This window comes from Mycobacterium sp. MMS18-G62 (assembly GCF_053877835.1).
The window spans coordinates 2,478,734-2,503,936 of record NZ_CM132662.1; the positions used below are offsets into that span (position 1 = coordinate 2,478,734).

33 protein-coding genes are annotated in these 25,203 nt (G+C 66.5%); 28 read left to right on the forward strand and 5 right to left on the reverse strand.

Features of this window, described 5'->3' with window-relative positions:
- Positions 1–7 precede the first annotated feature (7 nt).
- The 14 genes from ACWW36_RS12400 to ACWW36_RS12465 all read left to right on the forward strand — a co-directional run bounded on the left by ACWW36_RS12400 (position 8) and on the right by ACWW36_RS12465 (position 10,696).
- On the forward strand, positions 8–265 hold the full coding sequence (locus tag ACWW36_RS12400) for a glutaredoxin family protein (RefSeq protein WP_456141820.1): 258 nt from the start codon (positions 8–10) through the stop codon (positions 263–265).
- A 65-nt stretch (positions 266–330) separates the two neighbouring features.
- The gene (locus ACWW36_RS12405) at positions 331–1,668 is read left to right on the forward strand and encodes a glutamyl-tRNA reductase (RefSeq protein ID WP_456141821.1); all 1,338 of its coding nucleotides are present in this window, start codon (positions 331–333) and stop codon (positions 1,666–1,668) included.
- 3 nt (positions 1,669–1,671) lie between these two features.
- Positions 1,672–2,619, forward strand: a complete 948-nt coding sequence (gene hemC, locus ACWW36_RS12410; RefSeq protein WP_456141822.1) for a hydroxymethylbilane synthase — start codon at positions 1,672–1,674, stop codon at positions 2,617–2,619.
- A 2-nt stretch (positions 2,620–2,621) separates the two neighbouring features.
- Positions 2,622–4,280 (forward strand): uroporphyrinogen-III synthase, encoded by a 1,659-nt coding sequence (locus tag ACWW36_RS12415; RefSeq protein ID WP_456141823.1) that lies wholly within the window; start codon positions 2,622–2,624, stop codon positions 4,278–4,280.
- Positions 4,281–4,422: 142 nt separating this feature from the next.
- A complete protein-coding gene (gene hemB / locus ACWW36_RS12420; RefSeq protein ID WP_456141824.1) occupies positions 4,423–5,403 on the forward strand; it encodes a porphobilinogen synthase in 981 nt (326 codons plus the stop codon).
- Positions 5,400–5,813, forward strand: coding sequence for a hypothetical protein (locus ACWW36_RS12425; RefSeq protein ID WP_456141825.1), 414 nt, complete (start codon positions 5,400–5,402; stop codon positions 5,811–5,813). The genes hemB and ACWW36_RS12425 overlap by 4 nt, the downstream gene beginning before the upstream one ends.
- Before the next feature lie 20 nt (positions 5,814–5,833).
- Positions 5,834–6,211: a hypothetical protein gene (locus ACWW36_RS12430; protein WP_456141826.1), complete on the forward strand. Its 378-nt coding sequence runs from the start codon at positions 5,834–5,836 to the stop codon at positions 6,209–6,211.
- The gene (locus ACWW36_RS12435) at positions 6,208–6,690 is read left to right on the forward strand and encodes a DUF3093 domain-containing protein (RefSeq protein ID WP_456141827.1); all 483 of its coding nucleotides are present in this window, start codon (positions 6,208–6,210) and stop codon (positions 6,688–6,690) included. Before ACWW36_RS12430 ends, ACWW36_RS12435 begins: the two co-directional genes overlap by 4 nt.
- Complete coding sequence (locus ACWW36_RS12440) at positions 6,687–6,917, forward strand: hypothetical protein (protein ID WP_456141828.1); 231 nt, start codon at positions 6,687–6,689, stop codon at positions 6,915–6,917. Before ACWW36_RS12435 ends, ACWW36_RS12440 begins: the two co-directional genes overlap by 4 nt.
- A 111-nt stretch (positions 6,918–7,028) precedes the next feature.
- Positions 7,029–7,898: an oxygenase MpaB family protein gene (locus ACWW36_RS12445; protein WP_456141829.1), complete on the forward strand. Its 870-nt coding sequence runs from the start codon at positions 7,029–7,031 to the stop codon at positions 7,896–7,898.
- On the forward strand, positions 7,885–8,481 hold the full coding sequence (locus ACWW36_RS12450) for a TetR/AcrR family transcriptional regulator (protein ID WP_456141830.1): 597 nt from the start codon (positions 7,885–7,887) through the stop codon (positions 8,479–8,481). The genes ACWW36_RS12445 and ACWW36_RS12450 overlap by 14 nt, the downstream gene beginning before the upstream one ends.
- 45 nt (positions 8,482–8,526) lie before the next feature.
- Positions 8,527–8,805, forward strand: coding sequence for a hypothetical protein (locus ACWW36_RS12455; protein ID WP_456141831.1), 279 nt, complete (start codon positions 8,527–8,529; stop codon positions 8,803–8,805).
- 38 nt (positions 8,806–8,843) lie between these two features.
- Positions 8,844–9,329, forward strand: a complete 486-nt coding sequence (locus tag ACWW36_RS12460; RefSeq protein ID WP_456141832.1) for a pyridoxamine 5'-phosphate oxidase family protein — start codon at positions 8,844–8,846, stop codon at positions 9,327–9,329.
- Positions 9,326–10,696: a cytochrome P450 gene (locus ACWW36_RS12465; protein WP_456141833.1), complete on the forward strand. Its 1,371-nt coding sequence runs from the start codon at positions 9,326–9,328 to the stop codon at positions 10,694–10,696. The genes ACWW36_RS12460 and ACWW36_RS12465 overlap by 4 nt, the downstream gene beginning before the upstream one ends.
- On the opposite strand, the gene ACWW36_RS12470 is transcribed toward ACWW36_RS12465, so the two are convergent.
- Positions 10,693–11,076, reverse strand: coding sequence for a nitroreductase family deazaflavin-dependent oxidoreductase (locus ACWW36_RS12470; RefSeq protein WP_456141834.1), 384 nt, complete (start codon positions 11,074–11,076; stop codon positions 10,693–10,695). The two genes, ACWW36_RS12465 and ACWW36_RS12470, sit on opposite strands and share 4 nt — an antisense overlap.
- A 23-nt stretch (positions 11,077–11,099) precedes the next feature.
- On the opposite strand from ACWW36_RS12470, the gene ACWW36_RS12475 reads away from it, so the two are divergent.
- The 8 genes from ACWW36_RS12475 (at position 11,100) to ACWW36_RS12510 (ending at position 18,546) form a co-directional block, all read left to right on the forward strand.
- Complete coding sequence (locus tag ACWW36_RS12475; protein WP_456141835.1) at positions 11,100–11,495, forward strand: nitroreductase/quinone reductase family protein; 396 nt, start codon at positions 11,100–11,102, stop codon at positions 11,493–11,495.
- Between the two features lie 51 nt (positions 11,496–11,546).
- Complete coding sequence (gene hemL / locus ACWW36_RS12480; protein WP_456141836.1) at positions 11,547–12,851, forward strand: glutamate-1-semialdehyde 2,1-aminomutase; 1,305 nt, start codon at positions 11,547–11,549, stop codon at positions 12,849–12,851.
- The gene (locus ACWW36_RS12485) at positions 12,848–13,459 is read left to right on the forward strand and encodes a histidine phosphatase family protein (RefSeq protein WP_456141837.1); all 612 of its coding nucleotides are present in this window, start codon (positions 12,848–12,850) and stop codon (positions 13,457–13,459) included. Before hemL ends, ACWW36_RS12485 begins: the two co-directional genes overlap by 4 nt.
- Before the next feature lie 14 nt (positions 13,460–13,473).
- A complete protein-coding gene (locus ACWW36_RS12490) occupies positions 13,474–14,043 on the forward strand; it encodes a TlpA disulfide reductase family protein (RefSeq protein ID WP_456142464.1) in 570 nt (189 codons plus the stop codon).
- Entirely contained in the window at positions 14,040–14,816 is a 777-nt protein-coding gene (locus ACWW36_RS12495) for a cytochrome c biogenesis CcdA family protein (RefSeq protein WP_456141838.1), read from the forward strand. The genes ACWW36_RS12490 and ACWW36_RS12495 overlap by 4 nt, the downstream gene beginning before the upstream one ends.
- 107 nt (positions 14,817–14,923) lie before the next feature.
- Positions 14,924–16,441: a cytochrome c biogenesis protein ResB gene (gene resB / locus ACWW36_RS12500; protein ID WP_456142465.1), complete on the forward strand. Its 1,518-nt coding sequence runs from the start codon at positions 14,924–14,926 to the stop codon at positions 16,439–16,441.
- Positions 16,441–17,415, forward strand: coding sequence for a c-type cytochrome biogenesis protein CcsB (gene ccsB, locus ACWW36_RS12505; protein ID WP_456141839.1), 975 nt, complete (start codon positions 16,441–16,443; stop codon positions 17,413–17,415). The genes resB and ccsB overlap by 1 nt, the downstream gene beginning before the upstream one ends.
- A 36-nt stretch (positions 17,416–17,451) precedes the next feature.
- Entirely contained in the window at positions 17,452–18,546 is a 1,095-nt protein-coding gene (locus ACWW36_RS12510; protein ID WP_456141840.1) for a MinD/ParA family ATP-binding protein, read from the forward strand.
- 2 nt (positions 18,547–18,548) lie between these two features.
- Here the strand turns inward: ACWW36_RS12510 and ACWW36_RS12515 are convergent, their stop codons facing one another.
- The gene (locus ACWW36_RS12515; protein ID WP_456141841.1) at positions 18,549–18,710 is read right to left on the reverse strand and encodes a hypothetical protein; all 162 of its coding nucleotides are present in this window, start codon (positions 18,708–18,710) and stop codon (positions 18,549–18,551) included.
- A 48-nt stretch (positions 18,711–18,758) separates the two neighbouring features.
- Between ACWW36_RS12515 and ACWW36_RS12520 the strand changes: the two genes are divergently transcribed.
- From ACWW36_RS12520 to ACWW36_RS12530, 3 genes are all read left to right on the forward strand, one after another.
- Positions 18,759–19,085: a DUF4229 domain-containing protein gene (locus tag ACWW36_RS12520; protein WP_456141842.1), complete on the forward strand. Its 327-nt coding sequence runs from the start codon at positions 18,759–18,761 to the stop codon at positions 19,083–19,085.
- Complete coding sequence (locus ACWW36_RS12525) at positions 19,082–20,134, forward strand: aminotransferase class V-fold PLP-dependent enzyme (protein WP_456141843.1); 1,053 nt, start codon at positions 19,082–19,084, stop codon at positions 20,132–20,134. The genes ACWW36_RS12520 and ACWW36_RS12525 overlap by 4 nt, the downstream gene beginning before the upstream one ends.
- 95 nt (positions 20,135–20,229) lie before the next feature.
- Entirely contained in the window at positions 20,230–20,463 is a 234-nt protein-coding gene (locus ACWW36_RS12530; protein WP_456141844.1) for a hypothetical protein, read from the forward strand.
- Between the two features lie 19 nt (positions 20,464–20,482).
- On the opposite strand, the gene ACWW36_RS12535 is transcribed toward ACWW36_RS12530, so the two are convergent.
- The gene (locus ACWW36_RS12535) at positions 20,483–22,057 is read right to left on the reverse strand and encodes a sensor histidine kinase (RefSeq protein ID WP_456141845.1); all 1,575 of its coding nucleotides are present in this window, start codon (positions 22,055–22,057) and stop codon (positions 20,483–20,485) included.
- Between the two features lie 140 nt (positions 22,058–22,197).
- Here ACWW36_RS12535 and ACWW36_RS12540 point away from each other — a divergent pair, with 140 nt between their 5' ends.
- Complete coding sequence (locus ACWW36_RS12540; protein WP_456141846.1) at positions 22,198–22,566, forward strand: response regulator; 369 nt, start codon at positions 22,198–22,200, stop codon at positions 22,564–22,566.
- Here ACWW36_RS12540 and ACWW36_RS12545 read toward each other — a convergent pair.
- The gene (locus tag ACWW36_RS12545) at positions 22,548–23,201 is read right to left on the reverse strand and encodes a response regulator (RefSeq protein ID WP_456141847.1); all 654 of its coding nucleotides are present in this window, start codon (positions 23,199–23,201) and stop codon (positions 22,548–22,550) included. The two genes, ACWW36_RS12540 and ACWW36_RS12545, sit on opposite strands and share 19 nt — an antisense overlap.
- Positions 23,202–23,522: 321 nt before the next feature.
- On the opposite strand from ACWW36_RS12545, the gene ACWW36_RS12550 reads away from it, so the two are divergent.
- Together ACWW36_RS12550 and ACWW36_RS12555 are read left to right on the forward strand one after the other, a co-directional pair.
- Positions 23,523–23,744, forward strand: a complete 222-nt coding sequence (locus ACWW36_RS12550) for a helix-turn-helix domain-containing protein (protein ID WP_456141848.1) — start codon at positions 23,523–23,525, stop codon at positions 23,742–23,744.
- Between the two features lie 2 nt (positions 23,745–23,746).
- The gene (locus ACWW36_RS12555; protein ID WP_456142466.1) at positions 23,747–24,313 is read left to right on the forward strand and encodes a Clp protease N-terminal domain-containing protein; all 567 of its coding nucleotides are present in this window, start codon (positions 23,747–23,749) and stop codon (positions 24,311–24,313) included.
- Here ACWW36_RS12555 and ACWW36_RS12560 read toward each other — a convergent pair.
- Positions 24,310–25,179, reverse strand: a complete 870-nt coding sequence (locus ACWW36_RS12560; RefSeq protein WP_456142467.1) for a 1,4-dihydroxy-2-naphthoate polyprenyltransferase — start codon at positions 25,177–25,179, stop codon at positions 24,310–24,312. The genes ACWW36_RS12555 and ACWW36_RS12560 overlap by 4 nt on opposite strands.
- Between the last annotated feature and the right edge of the window lie 24 nt (positions 25,180–25,203).

The following is a 25,203-nucleotide window of genomic DNA, read 5'->3' on the forward strand; positions in this document are numbered from 1 at the left end:
TTGCGGGGTGAACCGGCGGGTGGAATTGCTCACACGTGAGGGCTGCACGATCTGTGCGGGTGCCGCGACGCGGCTCGCGAAGTTGGCCGGTGAGCTCGGCTTCGAGCTGACCGTCACCGATGTCGACGCCGCAGCGGCGGCGGGTGATTCCGCGCTGCGTGCCGAGTTCGGCGACCGGCTCCCCGTGGTGCTGTTGGACGGCGTAGAGCACAGCTATTGGGAGGTCGACGAGCCCCGGCTGCGGGCGGATCTTGCGCAGCCTTGACCAGCAGAGCAAATTTGGTAGCCCAGCTGGTAAACGACTACCGTGGATGACGTGGTGATGGAGCCGTGAGCGTGCTGCTTTTCGGGGTTTCGCACCGCAGCGCGCCGGTGTCGGTGCTCGAGCAGTTGAGCACCGACGAGTCCGATCAAGCCAAGATCGTCGACCAGGTGCTGCAGTCCTCACTCGTGACCGAGGCCATGGTGCTGTCCACCTGCAACCGCGTCGAGGTCTACGCCGTCGTCGAGGCTTTCCATGGCGGCCTTTCGGTGATCGGTCAGGTGCTTTCCGAGCATTCGGGCATGTCCCTGAACGACCTGACGAAATACGCCTACGTGCGCTACGCCGAGGCGGCCGTCGAGCACCTGTTCGCCGTCGCGAGCGGGCTTGATTCCGCGGTGATCGGCGAGCAGCAGGTGCTCGGCCAAGTCCGCCGCGCCTACGCGTCCGCCGAGGCCAACCACACCGTCGGGCGCACGCTGCATGAGCTCTCCCAGCGGGCGCTGTCGGTCGGCAAGCGCGTGCACTCCGAAACAGGTATCGACGCCGCGGGGGCATCGGTGGTGTCGGTGGCGCTCGGCATGGCCGAAGAGAAATTGGGCGGCCTGGCCGGCCGCAGCGCGGTCGTCGTCGGCGCCGGCTCAATGGGGGCCCTGTCGGCCAAGCATCTGGCGCGCGCGGGGATCGAGCGCATCCACGTCGTGAACAGAACGTTGCCCCGCGGGAAGCGGCTGGCCCACAACATCCGCGAACTCGGCGTAACCGCCGATGCCTTCCCGCTGGATCACCTGCCGCCCGTGCTCACCGACGCCGACGTCGTCGTCTGCTGCACCGGCGCGGTCAGGCCCGTGGTGTCGTTGGCCGACGTCCATCACGCGCTCGCCCGCCGCGAGCACCAGCTGGTCATGTGTGACCTGGGAATGCCGCGTGACATCGACCCCGCGGTGACCGGTCTGCCCGGCGTTTTCGTCGTCGACATGGACCGCATCCAGCGTGAACCGTCTGCCCGCGCGGCCGCCTCCGACGCCGACGCCGCCCGCAATATCGTCGCCGCCGAGGTCGCCAACTACCTGGCAGGGCAGCGGATGGCCGAGGTCACGCCGACGGTGACGGCGTTGCGGCAGCGGGCCGCCGACGTCGTGGAGGCCGAGTTGCTGCGGCTGGACAACCGCCTGCCCGGGCTCGACACCGCACACCGCGACGAGGTCGCCAAGACCGTGCGCCGCGTCGTCGACAAGCTGCTTCACGCCCCGACGGTGCGCGTCAAACAGCTGGCGAGTGCGCCCGGGGGTGACAGCTACGCCGAGGCGCTGCGCGAGTTGTTCGAACTCGACCAGCAGGCCGTCGACGCCGTCGCCGGGGGCGAATTGCCTTTAGTGACAACAGATCTCGATCAGACCGAGTAACGCTTGACCAAAAGCCGCGCAGTAATCCGGATAGGCACCCGGGGCAGCCTGTTGGCGAAGACCCAGGCCGGTGCCATCAAAGATGCCCTGACCGCCAAGGGTCACCCCGCCGAGCTGGTGATCGTCTCCACCGAAGGGGACCGTTCGGCCGGGCCGATCGCCGACATCGGTGTGGGCGTCTTCACAGCCGCGCTGAGAGAGGCCATCCACGACCGGGTCGTCGACATGGCCGTGCACTCCTACAAGGATTTGCCGACGGCGCCCGACCCGCGGTTCACGATCGCCGCAATACCCCCACGCGAAGACGCCCGCGACGCCCTGGTGGCCCGCGACGGACTGGTGCTCGGAGAGTTGCCGGCGGGCTCGGTGATCGGCACGTCGAGCCCGCGACGGATCGCGCAGCTTAGAGCATTGGGTCTCGGTTTGGAAATCCGCCCCCTACGAGGCAACCTTGATACCAGGTTGAACAGGGTTAGCAACGGTGATCTCGACGGCATCGTGGTCGCCCGAGCGGGACTGGCCCGCATCGGACGACTAGCCGATGTCACCGAGACTCTCGAGCCGGTGCAGATGTTGCCAGCGCCGGCTCAAGGTGCGCTCGCGGTCGAGTGCCGCGCAGACGACACCGAGCTTGCCGCGCTACTGGCGGAGTTGGACGACCCCGACACACGCGCTGCGGTCACCGCTGAACGAGTCCTGCTCGCCCGACTGGAGGCGGGTTGTTCCGCACCGGTGGGTGCGATCGCGGAAGTGGTCGAGTCCATCGATGAGGACGGCCGCGTCTTCGAAGAGGTGTCGCTGCGCGGCTGCGTGGCGGCGCTGGACGGATCCGACGTGATCCGTGCGTCCGGCGTCGGGACTCCCGATCGGGCACGAGAGCTTGGTCTCTCGGTGGCCGAGGAGTTGTTCGAACTGGGCGCACGCGATCTGTTGGTCGAGGCTGGGAGATAGAGATGACTGGGCATTCGGGGCGAGGGCGCAAGCCGAAGCCGGGCCGCATCACGTTCGTCGGTTCAGGCCCCGGTGATCCGGGCCTGCTGACGACCCGGGCCCGGACGGTACTGGCCAACGCCGCCCTGGTGTTCACCGACCCCGACGTCCCCGAAGCGGTGCTCGCGCTTGCCGGTTCCGAGCTGCCGCCGCCGTCGGGACCTGAACCCGCTGAGGCGGCCAAGCCCGAGGACGCGGACGCGACGGAATCAACTCCGGTGACGATCCTGCCCGGCGGCCCGGATATCCGGCCCGCGCTGGGCGATCCCGCGGAGGTGGCCAAGACCCTGGCGCACGAGGCGCGTACGGGCGTGGACGTGGTGCGTCTGGTGGCCGGCGATCCGCTGTCGGTGGACGCGGTGATCACCGAGGTGACCGCGCTGGCCAAGACGCACCTGAATTTCGAGATCGTGCCGGGGCTGCCGGACACCACTGCCGTGCCGACGTATGCCGGCCTGCCGCTGGGCTCGGCGCACACCGTCGCCGACGTCCGCGGCGACGTGGACTGGGCGGCGCTGGCCGCTGCGCCCGGCCCGCTGATCCTGCACGCCACCGCATCTCATCTGCCCGATGCGGCGCGCACGCTGATCGAGCACGGGCTGGTCGACACCACGCCGTGCGTGGTGACCGCGAACGGGACGACGTGCCAACAGCGTTCGGTGGAAACCACGCTGGCCGGACTTCTCGACAAGGCCACGCTGGCTGGCACTGAGCCGTCGCCCTTGGCCGGGCCGTTGGTGGTGACGATCGGCAAGACCGTCGCCAACCGCGCGAAGCTGAACTGGTGGGAAAGCCGCGCTTTGTACGGCTGGACCGTGCTCGTGCCGCGCACCAAGGACCAGGCCGGCGAGATGAGCGAAAGGCTGGTCGGTCACGGCGCATTGCCGATCGAGGTGCCGACCATCGCGGTCGAGCCGCCGCGCAGCCCTGCGCAGATGGAGCGCGCGGTCAAGGGTCTGGTCGACGGCCGCTTCCAGTGGGTCGTGTTCACGTCCACCAATGCGGTGCGTGCGGTGTGGGAGAAGTTCAACGAATTTGGACTCGACGCCCGCGCGTTCTCCGGCGTGAAGATCGCATGCGTCGGGCAGGCAACGGCGGACCGGGTGCGTGCGTTCGGCATCAACCCCGAGCTGGTGCCGTCGGGTGAGCAGTCGTCGCTGGGCCTTCTTGACGAATTCCCGCCCTACGACGACGTTTTCGACCCGGTGAACCGGGTTCTGCTGCCGCGGGCGGACATCGCCACCGAGACGCTGGCCGAGGGCCTGCGTGAGCGGGGCTGGGAGATCGAGGATGTCACCGCATACCGCACGGTGCGTGCCGCGCCTCCGCCGGCGTCGACCCGCGAGATGATCAAGACCGGCGGTTTCGACGCGGTGTGCTTCACGTCGAGCTCGACGGTGCGCAATCTGGTCGGCATCGCGGGCAAGCCGCACGCGCGGACCATCGTCGCGTGCATCGGCCCCAAGACCGCCGAAACCGCAGCGGAATTCGGCCTGCGCGTCGATGTGCAGCCAGAAGTCGCGGCGGTCGGTCCGCTGGTTGAGGCGCTGGCCGAGCATGCCGCCCGGCTGCGTGCCGAGGGTGCGCTGCCGCCTCCGCGCAAGAAGAGCCGGCGGCGGTAGCGGGGCGCTCGAAATCAGTGGGGGACAGTGAACATGACGACTCTTTTGCCCGCCTCTGAGCGACAACAGGCCGATACGGATCTTGGTGTCGACGGTTTGTCGCGCATGTCCATCGAAAATCGGCGGATCTGAGGAACCCACAGTGGCCTATCCACGTCACCGCCCCCGTCGGCTCAGGTCAACCCCTGCCTTGAGGCGGCTCGTCGCGCAAACATCCTTGGAGCCAAGGCATTTGGTGCTGCCGATGTTCGTCGCCGACGGCATCGACGAGCCCCGCGACATCGCCTCGATGCCCGGCGTTGTTCAGCACACCCGTGACTCGCTGCGCAGGGCGGCGGCCGACGCCGTGGCTGCGGGCGTGGGGGGTCTGATGTTGTTCGGCGTGCCGCGCGACGAAGACAAGGACGCCACAGGCTCAGCGGGCATCGCCGACGACGGGATACTGAACGTTGCGCTGCGGGATCTGGCCAAGGATCTCGGCGACGAGACGGTGCTGATGGCCGACACGTGCCTCGACGAGTTCACCGACCACGGTCATTGCGGCGTCCTCGATGCGGCGGGTGCGGTCGACAATGACGCCACCAACGCCCGCTACGTGGAATTGGCTGTCGCACAAGCAGAATCGGGCGCCCACGTGGTCGGTCCGAGCGGGATGATGGACGGTCAGGTCGCAGCAATCCGCGACGGCCTTGACGCCGCAGGGCACGTCGATACCGTCATCCTCGCCTACGCCGCGAAGTTCGCCTCGGGCTTCTACGGACCGTTCCGTGAAGCGGTCGGCTCCAGCCTGCGCGGCGATCGTCGTACCTACCAACAAGATTCGGCCAACGCCCGCGAGGCCGTCCACGAGATCGAGCTGGACATCGACGAGGGCGCCGACATCGTCATGGTCAAACCGGCGATGGCCTACCTCGATCTGGTGCGCGCCGCGGCCGACATTTCGCCGGTGCCCGTCGCCGCCTATCAGGTGTCGGGCGAATACGCGATGATCAGCGCCGCCGCCGCCAACGGCTGGATCGACCTGAAAACCGTGGCGCTGGAAACATTGACGAGTATCCGGCGCGCCGGTGCCGACATCGTGCTGACGTATTGGGCGGCCGACGTGGCCGGCTGGCTCGAGTGACGGAAGACGACGGCCGCGCGCGTCCCGTCGACGTCGACACCGGATTCTGGCTGTGGCTGGCGGCGCTGCCGCTGTTGGTCATCGGGTACGTCGTCGACTTGTTGACCACCCCGCAACAGCACCCGCCTGTCATCGTGTACGCGATCTCGGCGGTGTTCGTGTTGGTGGTGTCGGCGGTGGTGGTGACGTTTCTGATCCTGATGCGGCACGGCTACCGATGGGCGCGCACCGTGCTGACCGGCGGCGGGATCGCCTCGGTCGTGTACACGGCCACCAGCCTGTTCACCGTCGACAGACCCGCACCCGCTGCGATCACCTTCGCGATCACCGCGATCGTCGGATCAGTGCTGATCGCCGGGGGTGTCTTCCTGTTGCACCGCAAGGACGCCCACGCCTTCTTCACGCGCTGACCGGATAGGCTGGCCGGACCATGACAGCTCCACCGTCGCGACCACGTGTGGTCACCGCCGCCTTCTGGTGCTGGGTGGCCGCGTCGATCATGCTGATCGTCGGTGGTCTGATCGTCGCTTCCGTTGGTCTTCCCCTCGTCTACCGAGGAGCGGGTGTCATCACCGCGGCCGCCGGCGCCGGGTTGGCGTTTCTGGCCGGCCGCGCCCGCAGCGGCGACACACGGTTTCGCCGGGCCGCCGTCACGCTTTCGCTGGCGACCGTTGTGCTGGTGGCGCTGGTGGCTGTAGTCGGGATCGTCCACGTGCTCACCCTGCTCGCGGTCATCCCGCTGATCGCAGGCGTTGTCCTGATCACCCGCCCTGCCGCGGCGTCGTGGTCTGAGCAGGAGCAGCAGTGATCGAGAGCGAAGCGCCGCCGGAGGTGTTGTTCTACGAGCCGGGTGCGAGCTGGTGGTGGCTGCTGGCAGGCCCGGCGTCAGGCGTCGCGATGGCATTGATTCAGCTGTCAGCCGGATACGGTTTCCAATTCCTGGTTCCTGGCGTGTTTTTCGTCCTGGTGACCGGATTCCTGGCGATTCAAGTCAAGGCGGCGCGCATCCACACCTCGGTGGAACTGACGCCCGATTATCTGCGACAGGGGACGGAGCGAATCAGCGTCGACGACATCGCGCGCATCTATCCCGAACCCAAGGGGCCCGAGGAGCCGAAATGGCAGTCGGCGCGGGCGTTGGGCGAGTTGACCGGCGTACCGCGGGGCCGCAAGGGCATCGGGCTCAAACTCACAAATGACCGCGCCGCACAAGCATGGGCGCGTAAGCACCACGTGTTGCGTGCCGCGCTGACGCAGGTGGTGGAAGAGCGCATACCGCCGTTATGAGGACCCGTGTGGAGTTGGCGCTGGCCGTCGTCGCGGCGGTCGGCTGCGTGCTGAGCTGGCTTGGTGCCAGCGAAACCGTGGCCGTCGCGCCGGTGCTCTCCGGCGAACCGCAGACCACCTCGGTGATCTACAACGCGCCGCTGCTGGCGCTGTCGTTAGTGCTGGCGACCGCCGCAGGGGTGCTGGCTGTCCTCGCCGTCGCGCGGCTCCGCCGTTCCGCGAAATAGCGTTCCTGGTCGTGATCTGAGGCTTTCACCAGCCATGTCTTCTCGCTCGGGCACCGTGAGACCGCTCACACGCCGTTGGTACAAAGTGCGAAATCTGTAACACTGTTCCTCATGACGGAACTGGCACCGGTCGCCGACAGCACGGACGATGCCCTGCCGCTGGGCCCGGGCTCACTGGTGTGGCGCTACTTCGGCGACAACCGCATGTACCTCATCGGGCCGCGGCCGGCGGTGCTGCAGAACATGCTCGCCGAACTGGGTCAGGGGGTGCTCGACCACTCCACGTTCTTCGCCGACACCGCCGAGCGGCTCAAGCGCACGATTCCGCCGATCTTCAACACCGTGTACGGCACCGACGACGACAACGCCGGCATGCAGGTCCGCGACTTCCACCACCACGTCAAGGGCGATATGCCCAGCCAGTACGGGGGAGCTGGCCGTTACCACGCGCTCGACCCTGACACGTACTTCTGGGCGCATGCGACGTTCGTCGAACAGGTGCTGTACTTCGCCGACACCTTCGTCAAGCGGCTCAGCCGCGACGAGAAGGAGCAGATCTACCTCGAGTCCAAGACCTGGTACCGCCGTTACGGCGTCAGCGACCGGCCGATGCCAGCGAATTACGCTGAGTTCGAACGGTATTGGGACCGGATGATGGACGAGATCGTCGTCGCGCACCCGACGGCCAAGTACGGCGTCGGCTACGTCACCAAGGGCTTTCCCTGCCCGAAGGGAATGCCGCCGTGGCTCTGGCGGATGATCGCGCCGATGTTCAACCCGATCGCGGCGTTCCTGACGACCGGTGGGCTGCCGCCGCGCGCTCGCGACCTGTTGGGTTTGCCGTGGAATGACCGCCAGGAACGCCGCTATCAGCGCTTCGCCGCATTTTGGCGGTCGCGGCCGGTGAACTGGTTGTGGGATCATCTGCCAATGCAGGTGCGCTACAACGGCTATGCGCTAAAAGGCTATGCCAGGGCCTGATCCGGCCGCCGAAGCCATTCTCGACGCCGCCGTCGTCGAGTTCGAACGGCATGGGTTCCGCCGTGTCGCCCTCGACGACGTCGCTCGACGGGCGCGGGTGAGCCGCACGACGATCTACCGTCGGTTCTCCAACAAGGACGAGCTGGTGGCCGCGGTCATTGAACGCGAAAACGTCCGGCTGTTCGCCGACATCGCTAAGGAGCTCAAACAGGCTGGGCCGCAGTCTAATTACTACGTCGAGGCGTTCACCCTGTCGATCCTCAAATTCCGCCGTCACCGGGTACTTGACCGGATGATCACCGACGAACCGGGTTTGGTGATCGAACTGGCCGGCCAGCACTACAGCGCGGCCATCGAACGGATGGCCGACGCACTGCGGATCATCTTCCCCGAAGGTTTCGCCGCGCGGATAGGGGAGCAAGCCGTCAACGAGCTGGCCGACACCATCCTGCGCTATGCGGCGATGGTGTTGCTGCTGCCCAGCGCCCAACCGCTTGATACGGCCGACGACATCCGCGCCTTCGCCAAACAGCACTTCTTGCCAAGCCTGCCTGCGGCCTTGAGGGCTGTGCCAGCTGGTTAGCTGTCCTGCGTTTGGTAAACCCGGCGATCGGGCAGCCCATGTGACATGGGTAACGAACAGCAGCCGGAAACCAGCGAAGCCGGACAGTTGACCGAAAAACCGGAAGTCACCGACGAGGCCAAAGAGAAGGCCAAGGAGATGGCCAAGGAATACGACGAGAGCCGCCAGACCACTACGTTGCCCGGCAGCGGCGGAACTGTCTCCGGCACTGCGGTCTCCGAGTGGGTCGACGAGAAGGACAAGGGCCACATCGAAACGACCGCCGAAGAGGGCAAGGTCGAGTACCGCAAATCCGAGGAGTTTCGCAAAATTCAGGAGAGCTGACGCGGCGCGGCGTGACTGTATGCCTAGGCTGAGCAGTCGTGACGCCGCTTGAGCAGATCGCGCCCGCCTTCATCGACATGGCTCACTCGATCGTGTGGGCCTCCGTTGCCACCGTCGACCGTGACGGCCGACCCAGAACCCGGATCCTGCACCCCATCTGGGAGTGGGACGGCCTAGATCTTTTCGGCTGGATCGCCACCGTGCCCAGCCCCGTCAAGAGGGCCCATCTGGCCGTGCATCCAGAAATGGCCGTCAGCTACTGGACCACGACCCACGACACCTGTAGCGCCGAATGCCTCGTCGAGTGGTACCTCGACGACGACACTTGCAGTGCGGTATGGGACAAGTTCGCGAATGCTCCAGCGCCGGTGGGTTACGACCCGTCCATCATTCCGATGTGGCGCGACGGGCCGACTTCGCGCGATTTCGCTGTGCTGCGACTGGCCCCATACCGTCTACGGGTGATGCCCGGCACCGTCATGATGAAGGGCGAAGGCCAACCCCTGACCTGGACGGCGACGTGAATCCAACGACCACCGAGATCGTCGACGTCAGCGCGCTGCCGTTGGCGCCGAAAAACCCGCTGCCCCTGTGGAAGCTCGCCAAGCTGCTGCGAAGGCTCGATACCGGGCAGGAAGTGATCCGCGACGCCGGCGGTCGCATCACGCGGATTCAATTCGGCCCGAAGTGGTTGTACCCGCCGATTGTTGCGGTCAGCTCGCCAGAGGGCATCCGCGACGTGTTGGGCCGCAACGACGCAGTCTCGGAGCGGTGCATCATTCACGACGAGGTCCGCCACATGGCAGGCGACAGCCTGTTCGTCCTGCCCACCGAGTTGTGGCGGCCGCGCAAGCGCGCACTGCAGCCGGTCTTCACCAAACACAACGTCCGCAATTTCGGCGGGTACGTGTCCGGTGCCGCGCAGAGCTTCGTCGACCGCTGGCGCGACGGCGGCGACATCGACCTCGACGTCGAATGCCGGCGGCTGACGATGCAGTCGCTTGGCCGCTCGGTTCTGGGTGTCGACCTCAACGAGCGCGCAGACGTGATCGCCGAACACATGCACGTCGCGTCGTCCTACACCGCCGATCGTGCGCTGCGGCCGGTGCGAGCACCGCGATGGCTACCGACCCCCGCACGGCGCCGGGCCCGCATCGCGGTCGCGGAGATGCGCAAGGTGACCAACGAGATGCTGCAGGCCTGCCGCGCGGATCCGAATCTGGACGCGCCGTTGGTTCACGCATTGATCCAAGCCACCGACCCGGAGACCGGCAGGTCGCTATCCGACGACGACATCTGTAACGACCTGCTGATCTTTATGCTGGCCGGCCACGACACGACGGCGACGGCGCTCACGTACGCGTTGTGGGCGCTCGGACACCATCACGAGATCCAGGACCGCGTCGCCGCAGAGGCCGCCGCAATCGGCGATCGAGAGCTCACACCCGACGATGTACCCCGGCTCGGATACACGGTGCAGGTGTTGCGCGAGGCATTGCGGCTGCAACCGCCCGCTGCGGGCGTCGCGCGGTTGGCGACGCGAGACATGGCCGTCGGCGGCTACCGCGTCGAGGCGGGAAGCCTCATGGCCGCGGCCGTGTATGCCTTGCACCGAGACCCCGCGCTATGGGATCGACCGCTGGTCTTCGATCCCGACCGGTTCAGCCCGGAAGCGTCCAAGGGCCGCGAACGCTGGCAGTTCATCCCGTTCATCGCCGGACCGCGCTCGTGTATCGGCGAACACTTCGCGATGCTGGAAACGACACTGGCGATGGCCACCATTGTCCGGTCGATCGAAATCCGTTCGCGGGACACCGATTTCCCCGTCGAAGTGCCGTTTACCACGGTCGCCAAGGGTCCGATCTGGGCACACATGCGCCCGCGCAACTAGGTCGCACGCCTGAGCAACACCGCCTGTTCGAACGGAAGGCGCGCGAAGATCGGCCGCCACAGGCCTTTCACCGTGTGCGCGGCTTCCGCCTTGGGGACCACCACTGGGTCGACGAGTTCGATGGACTTGCCGTAGCGCCGCATATGAGCGCCGCCGGACGCCGTGATGTTCTTCAGCCAGTCGCGGTTTGGACCGTAGGTCAACAAGATCGCAACGCCGTCATCGGTGGTGAACACGGTCAATGGTGTCCGGTACGGCTTGCCGGACTTGCGGCCCACATGCTCCAGAATGCCCATCGTCGGAGCCCACCCGGCCCACAGCCGCTGAATCGGGTTGGTGAAGTGCCGGTTGAATCGGGCCAGCCATTGCGGTAGTTGCATGAAAACGATCAAACTCGAACGTCATGGCCTACCTCAAGCCTCCATGGTTCACCCGCACGGTGTTCAACAAGATCGCGATGGCCGGGATCTTGCCGGGTATGGGCACCACCGAGACGCTGACCGTGACCAAGCGCCGAAGTAAGCACAAGCAGCAGATCCCCGTGATCCCGGTGGACGTCGGCGGCACCAAGTACGTCGTGTCCACCCGCGGCGAATCGGAGTGGGTGAAGAATCTGCGCGCCGATCCGAACGCCACGATCGGCGCGACGAACTACGTGGCGCGAGAAATCCCTGAGCAGGATCGGCAGGCCGTCCTCACCGCCTACCGCGAAAAGGCCGGCCGCGCCGTCGAGGGCTACTTCCGTTCGTTGCCCCGCGAAGCCGACCACCCGGTGTTCGTCGTCACACCGAAAGGCTGAGCACTACACCCTGTAGTTGACCGCCGACGTCCTGCTGGGACACTGGTGGCCATGTCCAGCATTGACGTCTCCGCGAAACTCTTCGCCGACGCGTGCGGCGTCATCCCCGGCGGCGTGAACTCGCCGGTCCGGGCGTTCTCCTCGGTCGGTGGCACGCCCCGGTTCATCACCTCCGCGAAGGGCTGCTGGCTGACCGACGCCGACGGCAACCGCTACGTCGACCTGGTCTGTTCGTGGGGACCGATGATCCTCGGTCACGCCCACCCTGCCGTCGTCGACGCCGTGCAGCGCGTGGCCGCCGACGGCCTGTCTTTCGGCGCGCCGACGCCCTCGGAGACCGAGCTGGCGTCCGAGATCATCGGCCGCGTCGCGCCGGTCGAACGGCTGCGCCTGGTGAACTCCGGCACCGAGGCCACCATGAGTGCGATCCGGTTGGCCCGCGGCTACACCGGCCGCGCCAAGATCATAAAGTTCTCCGGCTGCTACCACGGCCACAGCGACGCATTGCTGGCCGACGCGGGCTCCGGCGTCGCGACGCTGGGGCTGCCGTCCTCACCCGGTGTCACCGGTGCGGCGACGGCCGACACGATCGTGTTGCCGTACAACAACATTGCCGCAGTCGAGGAGGCGTTCGGCCAGTTCGGCGACGAGATCGCCTGCGTGATCACCGAGGCCAGCCCCGGCAACATGGGTACCGTCCCGCCGCTGGCAGGCTACAACGCCTCGCTGCGAAGAATCACCGCCGACCACGGCGCCCTGCTGATCTCCGACGAGGTGATGACCGGCTTCCGGGTGAGCCGATCCGGTTGGTACGGCATCGATCCCGTCGACGCCGACCTGTTCACCTTCGGCAAGGTGATGAGCGGCGGGCTGCCCGCCGCGGCGTTCGGCGGCCGCGCCGAGGTGATGGAGCGGCTGGCCCCGCTCGGCCCTGTGTATCAGGCGGGCACACTGTCCGGCAATCCCGTCGCGATGGCGGCCGGGCTCGCCACTTTGAGGACCGCCGACGACGCCGTCTATGCCGCGCTGGACGCCAACGCCGACCGGCTGGCAGCATTGTTCCATCAGGCGCTGACCGATGCCGGTGTGGCACACCAGATTCCGCGGGCCGGCAACATGCTGAGCGTCTTCTTCACCGACGAGCCGGTGACCGACTTCGCGTCGGCCAGGGCGACCGAGACCTGGCGTTTCCCGTCGTTCTTTCACGCCCTGCTCGACGCGGGCGTGTACCCGCCGCCGAGCGCATTCGAAACCTGGTTTGTGTCAACCGCTTTGGATGACGACGCATTCGAGCGCATCGCGGCCGCCCTGCCCGCCGCGGCCCGCGCCGCAGCAGAAGCGACGAAGCCGCAATGACTGAGAAGACGACCGTGCATGTGATGAGGCACGGCGAGGTGTACAACCCGGACAAGCTCCTGTACGGCCGGCTGCCCGACTACCACCTGTCCGACCGTGGCCGCGCTCAGGCCGAGGCCGTCGCGGATTGGTTGGCCGACAACGACGTCGTCTACGTCGTCGCCTCCCCGCTCGAGCGCGCGCAGGAGACCGCTACGCCGATCGCCGAACGCCACGGTTTGCCCGTCGACACCGACCCGGAGCTGATCGAGTCGTGGAATGTCTTCGAGGGACAACGGGTATCGCCGGGTGACGGCGCGCTTCGCGATCCCCGCAACTGGCACCTGCTGCGAAATCCGTTCAAGCCGTCGTGGGGCGAGCCCTACACCGAGATCGCCGCGAGGATGATCGAAGCGCTCCATCGCGCCCGCATCAAGGCCGCCGGTCACGGCGCGGTGTGTGTGAGCCACCAACTGCCGGTCGAGACGCTGCGCAGGGCGATGAGCGGCTCTCGGCTAGCGCATATCCCGACCAGCCGCATGTGCAACCTGGCGTCACTGACTTCGTTCCAGTTCGACGGCGACAAGCTGGTGGGCTGGGGATATTCGGAGCCTGCGGGACAGCTGTGAAGCGGTCGGTGGTCATGTTGGTAAGCGCGGCGATGGTCGCGCTCACCGCGTGCTCCACCGGCCATGACGCCGTCGCTCAGGGCGGCACCTTCGAATTCGTCGCACCCGGCGGTAAGACCGACATTTTCTACGACCCTCCCGAAAGCCGCGGCCGCCCAGGCTCTTTGGCCGGGCCCGAGCTGATGGACCCTGCAAAGACCATCTCCCTCGACCACTTCGCAGGCAAGGTCGTGGTGATCAACGTGTGGGGACAGTGGTGCGGACCGTGCCGCACCGAGATCACCCAGTTGCAAAAGGTCTACGACGCCACCCGCGCGCAGGGTGTCGAGTTTCTCGGCATCGACGTCCGTGACAACAACCGCGACGCCGCACGCGATTTCATCGTCGATCGCAAGGTCACGTTCCCGTCGATCTACGACCCGCCGATGCGGACGATGATCGCGTTCGGCGGTAAGTACCCGACCACCGTGATCCCGTCGACGGTGGTGCTCGACCGCCACCACCGCGTCGCCGCGGTGTTCCTGCGTGAACTTCTCGCCGACGATCTGCTGCCGGTCGTGCAGCGCCTGGCGGCCGAGAAATGACGCTCGACCATGTCAACGAGCTGATCGCCGGCGGTCCGCTGCTGCTGGCGCTGTGCGTGTCGGTGTCGGCGGGGCTCGTCTCGTTCGCGTCGCCGTGCGTGGTGCCGTTGGTGCCCGGCTACCTGTCATACCTCGCGGCTGTTGTCGGGGTGGAGGAAGAACAGGGACGCGTCGCTGTGCGTACGGCGCGTCTACGCGTCGCCGGGGCGGCGCTGCTGTTCGTGGCGGGCTTCACCGCGGTGTTCGTGCTCGGCACCGTCGCGGTCCTTGGCATGACAACGTCGCTGATCACCAATCAGCTTCTGCTGCAACGCATCGGCGGGGTGATCACCATCGTGATGGGCCTGGTGTTCGTCGGCTTCATCCCAGCGTTGCAGCGGGAAGCAAGGTTTACTCCGCGTCAGATCTCGACAATCGGCGGCGCGCCGCTGCTCGGCGCTGTCTTCGGTCTTGGCTGGACGCCATGCCTGGGCCCGACGCTGACCGGGGTGATCGCGGTGGCGTCGGCGACCGACGGCGCGAACGTAGCCCGCGGCGTGGTTCTCGTCGTCGCCTACTGCCTGGGACTGGGAATACCGTTCGTGCTGTTGGCCTTTGGGTCGGCGTGGGCGGTGCGTGGCCTCGGCTGGCTGCGCCGGCATACCCGCGCCATCCAGATCTTCGGCGGCGTGCTGCTGATCCTGGTCGGCGCCGCGCTGGTGACCGGTCTGTGGGACAGCTTCGTGTCGTGGGTCCGCGACGCCTTCGTCAGCGATGTGACATTGCCGATATGACGAACGTTTCCCCGCGAGCGGACGCAAAAGTCCCCGAAACACGGCGTGTCGGGGGCCTTTTGCGTCTGCTCGCGCTGGTACGCAACACCTGGCGCACCCTGACGTCGATGGGCACGGCGCTGGTGCTGCTGTTCCTGCTCGCACTGGGCGCTATTCCCGGCGCCTTGCTGCCGCAGCGCAGCCTCAACGAGTCGAAGGTCGAGCAGTACATCGCCGACCATCCGAGGATCGGGCCGTGGCTGGACCGACTGCAGGCATTCGAGGTGTTCTCCAGCTTCTGGTTCACAGCGATCTACGCGCTGCTGTTCGTCTCGCTGGTCGGCTGCCTGACACCGCGCCTCGTCGAGCACGCCCGCAGCCTGCGCGCCACACCTGTTGCCGCACCGCGCAACCTCAGCCGGTTGCCCAAACACCATGAGGCGACGGCGTCCGGAGACCCCGATGCCGTCGCTGAACAGATGTCGAACCATCTACGCGGGTGGCGAAGGGTCACCCGCAAGGACGGCGAGACCGTAGAGATTTGTGCGGAGAAGGGCTATCTGCGCGAATTCGGCAACATCGTCTTCCACTTCTCACTGCTTGGCCTGCTTGTCGCCGTCGCCGCTGGCAAGCTGTTCGGCTACGAGGGCAACGTCATCGTCATCGCCGACGGCGGCCCCGGATTCTGCTCGGCATCGCCCGCCGCGTTCGACTCGTTCCGCGCCGGCAACACCGTCGACGGCACAGATCTGAATCCAATCTGCCTGCGTGTCAACGACTTCCAGGCCCACTACCTGCCGTCAGGGCAGGCCACGTCGTTCGCCGCCAACATCGACTACCAGGCCGGCGCCAACCTGAACACCGACACGTGGCGGCCGTACCGGCTCAAGGTCAACGAACCTCTGCGCATCGGCGGCGACCGCGTGTACCTGCAGGGCCACGGCTACGCACCGACTTTCAGCGTGACGTTCCCCGACGGCCAGACGCGCACCCAGACCCTGCAATGGCGGCCCGAGAGCCCGATCACGCTGCTGTCGTCGGGCGCCATGCGGTTCGACCCACCGGGCGGCACGTATCCCGACGCCGGTGAACGCCGCAAGAACCAGATCGCCATCCAGGGTCTGTTCGCGCCGACGGAGCAGCTCGACGGGACGCTGCTGTCGTCGAGCTTCCCCGCCGCCAACAACCCGGCCGTCGCGATCGACATCTACAAGGGCGACACCGGCCTGGACACCGGCGCGCCGCAGTCGTTGTTCGCGCTCGACCCCAAGCTCATCGGCCAGGGCCGGTTAAGCAAGAAGGCCAGGATCAACCTGCGCGCCGGCGAACAGACCCGCCTCGACGACGGCACGATCGTGCGTTTCGACGGCGCCGTGCCGTTCGTCAATCTGCAGGTGTCCCACGATCCCGCCCAGGTGTGGGTGCTCGTGTTCGCCCTGACGATGATGGGCGGGCTGCTGGTGTCGCTCGTCGTGCGCCGCCGCCGGATCTGGGTTCGGCTGGCACCCGCAGGTCCAGGTACGGTAAGCGTCGAGCTGGGCGGCTTGGCGCGCACCGACAACTCCGGATGGGGCGACGAGTTCGAGCGACTGTCGAAGCGGCTACTCGACGGCAGCGACGCGACAGCCGCTAAGGAGAAGGTCTGATGAACACCGAGCACATCGACATCGGGCTGGCCCGCTATTCCGACTGGGCCTTTACGTCGTCGGTGGTCGTGCTGGTCGCTGCGCTGCTGCTGCTCGCCGTCGAGCTGGCGTACAGCCGCGGCCGCAAGGTGGAATCCCGCGAGCTCGTCAGCGCCACGGTCGGCGCGGACAGCAGCACCCCGGGCGTCGTCGCCGACGAGCCGAAGCGTCCGCTCGACGAGCGCGTCGGCAAGGCCGGCCTTGCCCTGACCTACGTCGGCATCGGACTGCTGCTGGTGTGCATCGTGCTGCGCGGTGCGGCCACCCTGCGGGTGCCGTGGGGCAACATGTACGAGTTCATCAACCTGACCTGCTTGTCGGGTCTGGTCGCCGCCGCGATCGTGCTCCGCCGCCCGCAATACCGGGCGCTGTGGGTTTTCGTACTCGTTCCTGTGCTGATCCTGCTGACGGTTTCCGGTCGCTGGCTCTACACCAACGCCGCACCGGTGATGCCGGCCCTGCAGTCCTACTGGCTGCCGATCCACGTCTCGGTCGTCAGCCTCGGGTCAGGGGTGTTCCTGGTGGCCGGCGTGGCCAGCATTCTGTTCCTGCTCAAGATGTCACCGCTGGGCGCAGCCGATCGCGAGGGCACGTTGGCACGTGTGCTCCAGCGCTTGCCGGACGCGCAGACGCTGGACCGCATCGCTTACCGCACAACGATTTTCGCGTTCCCGGTGTTCGGGTTCGGTGTCATCTTCGGCGCGATCTGGGCCGAAGAGGCCTGGGGCCGTTATTGGGGCTGGGACCCCAAGGAGACGGTGTCGTTCATCGCGTGGGTGGTCTACGCCGCCTATCTACATGCGCGGTCGACGGCCGGCTGGCGCGATAAGAAGGCCGCCTGGATCAACGTCGTCGGCTTCGTCGCGATGGTATTCAACCTGTTCTTCATCAACCTGGTGACCGTCGGGCTGCATTCGTACGCCGGGGTCGGCTGACCGCGCACCAACCGCTGATGAGAGGGGAGTTAGCCGTTGTCTGACCAGCCGGGTGGCTTTCGGGCGCAGCAGCGGTTCAGCGATCCGGCGATCGAGGTGCCGCCGGAGTGGACGGCCCCCACACCGCCGAACGGCTTGCCGCTGAACCTGACTTCCGTCCCGCCCGCGCAACCACCTCAGGACCCGCCGCCCTACCTGGATCTGTCGACGGTCGCGCTTTTGGGCAAACCGAAACAGGCGCCGTCGGAGGGCTGGCGCAAATGGCTGTATGTGGCGTCCTTCAAGTTGATCAACCTTGGCGAGAGCCCGAAGGTCAACCACCGCAACGACCTCATCACGCAGGTACAGCGGCCGCTGCGCGGCTGCTACCGGATCGCGTTGCTGTCGCTGAAGGGCGGCGTCGGCAAGACGACGATCACCGCGACGCTCGGAGCGACGTTCGCGTCGACCCGCGGCGATCGCGTGGTGGCTGTCGACGCCAACCCCGACCGCGGCACATTGAGTCAGAAGGTTCCGCTGGAAACGCCGGCCACGGTGCGGCATCTGCTGCGTGACGCCGAGGGCATCCAGGCGTACAGCGACGTGCGCGCCTATACGTCGCAGGGCCCGAGCCGGCTGGAGGTGCTCGCATCCGAACAAGACCCGGCCGTGTCGGAAGCGTTCAGCTCCGACGACTACACCCGCACGCTGGAGGTACTCGAGCGGTTCTATAGCTTGGTGCTCACGGACTGCGGTACGGGTCTGATGCACTCGGCGATGTCGGCGGTGCTGGCCAAGGCTGACGTGCTGGTCGTCATCAGCTCGGGTTCGGTCGACGGCGCGCGCAGCGCCTCAGCCACCTTGGACTGGCTCGACGCGCACGGCCACCAGGACTTGGTGAGCAACTCGATCGCCGTCATCAACGCGGTGCGACCTCGGTCCGGCAAGGTCGACATGAAGAAAGTCGTCGACCACTTCTCGCGGCGGTGCCGGGCGGTGCGGCAGGTGCCTTTCGACCCGCATCTGGAGGAAGGTGCCGAGATCAGCCTCGAGCGTTTGCGTCCGGAAACCAGGGAGGCGTTGATCGAACTGGCGGCAGTGGTGGCTGACGGCTTCCCCGGTGCATCGAAGCCGGGCGGCCGATCGGAGTAGCTCTACGGCCGGGGGTTGTTGTCCCCGTGGCCGAGCCGCCGCAGAAAATCCGGGTCGTCGTCCGGGCCGATCACGCGCGTCTTCGGCCGGCTCGTGGCCCGCACGAGCCGCCAGCCAACGTAGATCAATATGGCCAGAACAAGAATCAGGAGCAAATACGCCACAAAAACCTCCTTGAAATGAATATACGCGCCGTCGGTACGCTCGGTTTCGTGACTGAGGAACGGCGCCGATCACGCCTAGTGCTGGACCTGCTCGCGTACGTGCTGGCACGGCTGCTGCTCGTTGTTGTCCTGACAGCGGTGATCTTCGGTGCTGCACATTTGCTCGGCTTGCGCGATTTTCCGTTGGTGGTGGCGCTGCTGTTCGCGTTGGTGATCGCACTGCCGCTGGGGATCTGGATGTTCGCCCCGCTGCGGCGGCGTGCCACCGCCAGCATGGCCGCCTTCGACGAGCGCAGGCGCAAGGATCGACAGCAGCTGCAGGCCCGGCTACGCGGCGAGCAGCCGTCCGGTACCGAACCGCCAGCCGCCGAATGACGGCGGTATTGGCTCGAGAGGCGTTCGGAGCTGAATTCGTCGGTGCCGACGGGTTTCTCAATACGCCGACGTATGGACTGCCGCCCCGGTTCGTCATCGACGCTCTGCAGGAGTGCATCGGCCAGTGGCAGGCGGGCACGATGGACGTCCCGTCGTTCGACGCACAAGTCACCGCCGGACGCGCGGGCTATGCCGCCTTGACGGGTGTGCCCGTGGACTCGGTCGCCATGGGCGGCACCGTTTCGGCCGTGCTGGGTCTGGTCGCCGCGGCCATTCCCGACGGCAGCCGGGTGGCCACGCTGGCTGGCGAGTTCACCAGCACCACCTTTCCGTTCGCCGCCCAGGCTGGCCGCGGCGTCACGATTACCGAGCTGAGTGCAGACGAATTGGTTTCGGCGGCTTCGGATTTCGACGTGGTGACGGCAAGCGTGGTGCAGTCGGCGAACGGCGCGGTGCTCGACGCGGACGCATTGCGCGAGACCGTGGCGGGCACCGACACGCTGACGGTGATCGACGTCACTCAGGCGCTCGGCTGGAAGCAGGTCGATGTCGGCTGGGCCGATGTCACCGCGGGCGCCGTCTACAAATGGTTGCTGGCGCCGCGGGGAACCGCGTGGATGTCGTTGAGCGACAGGGCAAGTCGCATCATGACGCCGCATGCCGCCAACTGGTATGCCGGTGAGCAGCCGTGGCAGACGATCTACGGTCTGCCGCTGCGGCTGGCGGACAGTGCGCGACGCTTCGACACCTCACCCACGTGGTTTTCCGTACTCGGCGCCGGGTTGACACTGCCGTGGATGGCTTCGTTGGACCGCGCCGCCGTCGAGGCGCATGCCCTTGGACTTGCCGATCGCGTACGCGGTGAACTGGAGCTGCCGCAGCAGAATTCGGCCATCGTGTCGATTCCGATCGCCGACGCCGCCGAGCGCCTTCGTATCGCCGGCATCCGCGCCTCGGTGCGCGCCGGTGCGGTGCGCGTCGGCTTCCATCTCTACAACACCGAGAACGACGTCGATCGGCTGTTCGATGCTCTGGGGGTTAACGGGTAGAGCAAGTTGGGGGTCAGCTTCGACGACCTCGGCCGGCGCGCGGACGACTCTGGGAATTGCCAACTTAGGCATGGCAACAAAGGAGTAACGCCGTCATGAGAATTCGGACCTTCATCACACCGCTGCTGGCCGCGGGAGCAGGCGCGGTGGCTATCGCGTTCGCACCGCTGGCCGAGGCGGCCCCGACGTGCACATCGAGCGGAACGGCAAGCGTGTGCCAATCAGCTGGTAACGCCCAAGTCACCGCGACGCCGCCGCCCATCGAATATCAGCCGATGTACCCGTTCTTCGGAGGGTACGGGCTGCTGTTCCATCACGGCGGTCACTGAACCGCGCAGTGCCGCAGAGCTATTCGGGCCGCAGCGGGATGACGACCGTCAATGTCGTCCCGCTGCCGGCCTCGCTGGCGATGTCCAAGCGCCCCGCAAGCGCTTCGACGCGGTCCTTGAGTCCGATGAGGCCTGAACCGCCGCCCGCCGCTGCGCCCCCGACTCCGTCGTCTCGGATCGTGAGGTGCAGTTGCCTCTCGTCGAGCGAAGCTTCCACCGTGACAACCGAAGCGTTCGCGTGCTTGGCGGCATTGGTCAGCGCCTCGGCGACAACGTAATACGCGGCCACTTCGACGGTTTCCGGCAGCCGCCGGTCAACGTCGAGGTCCATCTCAACCGGTACCGCCGAGCGTCGGGCGAGGGTCTTGATCGCCGGGCCGAGGCCGCCTCGCGACAGGATGGCGGGATGGATTCCGCGCGAGATCTCTTGTAGGTCCGTCGATACACCGGACACACCGTCCACGATATGAGACACCTCGCCGCGCAGATCTGCCCGTTCGGGCGGTATCGCCGCCTCGAGCGCACGCAGTTTCAGACCGAGCGAGATCAGTCGTTGTTGCGCGCCGTCATGCAGGTCGCGTTCGAAGCCTCTGCGGGCCTGATCGGCCGCGGTGACGATGCGGACGCGCGACGCGGTGAGCTCGGCGCGGGTTTCGGCGTTGGCGATCGCGGTGGCGACCAGGTCCGCGAAATCCCCGACGCGGGCCTCGGTTTCCGGCGGCATTGGCTCGGTTTGCGACGAACCGATGACGAGTGCGCCCCAAACACGGCCGTCGACGACGATGGGGGCGCCGACTGCGGAGCGCAGCCCGAGTCCGCGGATGCGCTCGGCGGCCGGACCGGCTGCACCGTCGAAGCTGTCCATCCGTGCCGGCGCGGCCGTTTGTTTGATCATCGCGGCGACGTTGTCACCGTCGAGCGGAATATGTTCTCCGATGGACATTTTCGCCATGTCGTGCTGGTCGCGGGAGGCCAGCAGCACCACAGCCTGATCAGGCTCGTAGCGCATCAGCGCCACGTTGTCGATACCGAGACCGTGGGATAGCTCGGCGACTGCGACTGGATACACGTCGGACGGGGGAGCGCCGCGGGCAACAAGCGTGGCGACACGACGCAACGCGGCTTGTTGCTCTGCGAGGGCGCTCGCCTCGCGTCGACGCAGTTCCGATTCCGCCGCTCGCAGCCGGGCCTGGCCGGCAAGGATGTTGGCCAGCAGCGCCACCGGAAGGAAGATCAGGATCGAGACGGCGTCCTGGAGCTCCAAAGGCATGAACCCCCCGCTGGTGTCCATGTGGAAGTACACGTAGACCAACGCGCTCGCGAGCGACGTCCCCACCGCGAGCCAGAAATCCCACCCTGCGGAAACGACGAGCACACCGAGCAGGAACAAGGCGCCGAACGCGTTATCGGGTGTGACGCGCTGGAGTTGGTATACCAACACCGTTTCGAAGGTGATGAAGGCGACGGCGACCACGATGCCCAGCCATGTCGGTGGGGCCACCGGCCGCAGCACGACCGCCAGCAATCGCTGGCGAAACGACAGCCGAGTGCGGTTGGTTTCCCGCGATCGCGGGGTATCCGGGTGAAGGCTCATTCTCGATCTGCAACACAGGACGGACCGATGTTTATTGCGTGTGTTCGGCGGCCGATTGCCAGCAGACTTCCAGTTAGCGGGAATGCGCATGCAACACCGGATCTGCGATGCTGTGTCCGTGTATTGCCGCGGAGTGCGACGTGCGATGTTTGATAGTTGATGACAGCGCCGATTTTCGCGACGCCGCGAGCGCGATGCTGCGGGGCGCGGGGATCGACGTTGTCGGTGTGGCGTCCAATGGTGCTGAGGCGCTGAGGTGTTACGAGGATTCGCACCCCGACGTGGCCCTGGTCGACGTGAACCTCGGCGGGGAAGACGGATTCGAGCTCACCGAACGGCTTCATCGAGCGAGCACGCCGAACTCGTTAGCCGTCATCCTGGTCTCCACCTACACCGAGGCCGATTTCGCCGAGATGATCGATAGCAGCCCGGCTGTTGGCTTCGTGCAGAAGATCAGCCTGTCGCCGGACGCGATCCGCGATCTGGTCGGTCATCGGGCCTCGAGATAGGTGATCACTGCCAGCACACGCCGGTGGTCGTCGCCGGTCTCGGGCAGGTTGAGCTTGGTCAGAATGCTGCGCACGTGCTTTTCGACGGTGCCCTCGGTAACCCATAGCCGCCTGGCGATGCCGGCGTTCGACCGACCCTCGGCCATCAGCATCAAGACCTCGTGTTCACGCGCGCTCAGGGCGGCCAGGGGATCGTTGCGCCGACGGGCCGAGACCAATTCCTGCACAAGAGCAGGGTCGACGACCGATGCGCCCTTGGCGATGCGGTCGAGCGTGTCGAGGAAGTCGGCGACGTCGGTGACTCGGGTCTTGAGCAGGTAGCCGATGGCGCGGCCGCTGGTCAGCAGTTCGGTCGCGTGCTCGACGTCCACGTGCGCGGACAACACCAGAATGCCGGTGTCGGGCGATTCCGCCCGGATCACCCGCGCGGCATCCAATCCCTCGGTGGTGTGGGTCGGCGGCATGCGGATGTCGACTATCGCGAGTTGAGGCTTGCTCCCGCGCACCAAGGCGAGCAGCTCCGCGGCATCGCCGGCCTGACCCACCACCTCGAAACCGGAGCGGTCGAGCAGACTGGCCAAACCTTCGCGCAGCAGGACATCGTCGTCTGCGACGACAACCTGGACGGCGCACATATCTGTCCTCTCCGCGCCGAAAAAATCGGCGCAGTCGCACCAATCTTGCAACGAACTCACACATGAGTCAGCAAGGTTTGCTGCTAACGGGTAATGCCGGGTAAGGGCAGCGGTAAGAACTTTATGCCCGTCAACACTGGCGACATCGGGCACGTTGGCTCTCCGGGCGACAGTCGGGGTGGGCCGTCTGCACGGCCAATCCCTTTGTTGCACTTGCCATCGGCGCCGGATTCGGTTGTGTGGAGCCGCCGTCGACCGGGGATCGCAGGTTGAGCGTCAAATTTCCTTGACACATCCCTTCGTCAGCGTATCTTGACAGGTATGGCAGACCTCGATTCGTTGAGCGAGATCGTCGACGGCCTCAGTAGCGGCGACCCTGCGGTGGGGTTAGGCGCGGTCTTCGCGTTGCGGCGACTGAATGAAGGCGTGGAGAAGATCCACGTCGCTAATGCCCGTGACCATGGCTGGAGTTGGCAGGACATCGCCGACGCCATTGGGGTCAGCCGCCAGGCCGTGCATCAGAAATACAACCGGAGGAAATGACGATGCTCGAGCGGTTCAGCCGCAGCGCCCGTGTCGCAGTCGTGCTTGCCCAGGAGGAGGCCCGCGAGCTCAACTCGGACGAAGTAGGACCCGAACATCTACTCGTTGGCACACTGCAAAGTGCAAGTCGAGATCTCGCGCGAGTGCTCGACGGATACGGCCTGACCCCTGGTGCCGTTCGCGATCGGATGGCGGTCACGGAGTCCTCGGCAGACGCCTGTTTTGACGCCGATGCAGAGTCGCTTCGGTTGATCGGCATCGATCTGCGTGCAGTCCGCGACAAGGTCGACCAGACGTTCGGCGCAGGCACTTTCGACAGTGCAATGCCCAAGTCCGGCAGGCGAAGGCGCCGTCGCGGGCGCATTCCGTTCACCCAACCCGCGAAGAAGGTGCTGGAGCTGGCACTGCGAGAAGCCTTGGCGCACAAAGACAGCTACATCGGCTGCGAACACATCATCCTCGGCATCTTTCGAGGCGGGGACAAGTTCACCGTCGGCTTGATCACCGAACATGTCGGAAGTTCCGTCTTGCGCGGCGCGATCGTCGACCTGCTCGACAAGGCCGCCTAGCCGAAAGCCAATGCGGACGCGACCGCAAGCGCCCACACCAGCATGGTGAGGCCCGTATCGCGCAGCACGGGGATAAGGCCCTTGCCGCCCAAGCCTTTTCGCACCGGTGCGGCTGCGCGCAGTGCGAGCGGTAAGGCCACGAATCCGACCGCACACCATGGCTTCGCAAGCATCAGCACCAACGTCAGAATGAACGCCGCGACAACCAGTGCCTGGTAGAGCAACCGGGTGCGCGCGTCCCCCAGCCGCACGGCCAGAGTGATCTTGCCGGACTCCTTGTCGGTCGGGATGTCGCGCAGGTTGTTGGCGACCAGCACCGCAGACGACAGAGAACCCATCGCCACCGCCATCGCCAGCCCCACCCAATCGACCCGCAGCGCCTGCGTGTACTGCGTGCCGAGCACCGCGACGAGCCCGAAAAACACGAACACCGCGACCTCGCCCAGGCCCAGATAGCCGTACGGCTTGGAGCCGCCCGTGTAGAGCCACGCACCGGCGATGCACACCGCGCCTACCGCGATCAGCCACGGCGCGCTGAACAACGCCAGCACCACACCAGCGACGGCGGCGACGCCAAGGCTCACGACTGCGGCCGTCAGCACCGCGCGCGGCGACGCCAGCCGCGAGCCCACGAGGCGCAGCGGCCCGGCCCGCACATCGTCGGTGCCGCGGATGCCGTCGGAGTAGTCGTTGGCGTAGTTGACTCCGACGATCATCGCCACCGCGACGAGCAACGCCAGCAACGCCTTCCACCAACATGCGCCATGCAGCCAGGCCGCAGCACCTGTCCCTGCGATCACCGGGGAGACCGCGTTGGGCAGCGTCCGGGGACGAGCACCCTCGACCCATTCGGCGAAACTGGCCACGAGCGCCATCGTGCCATGCCAGGG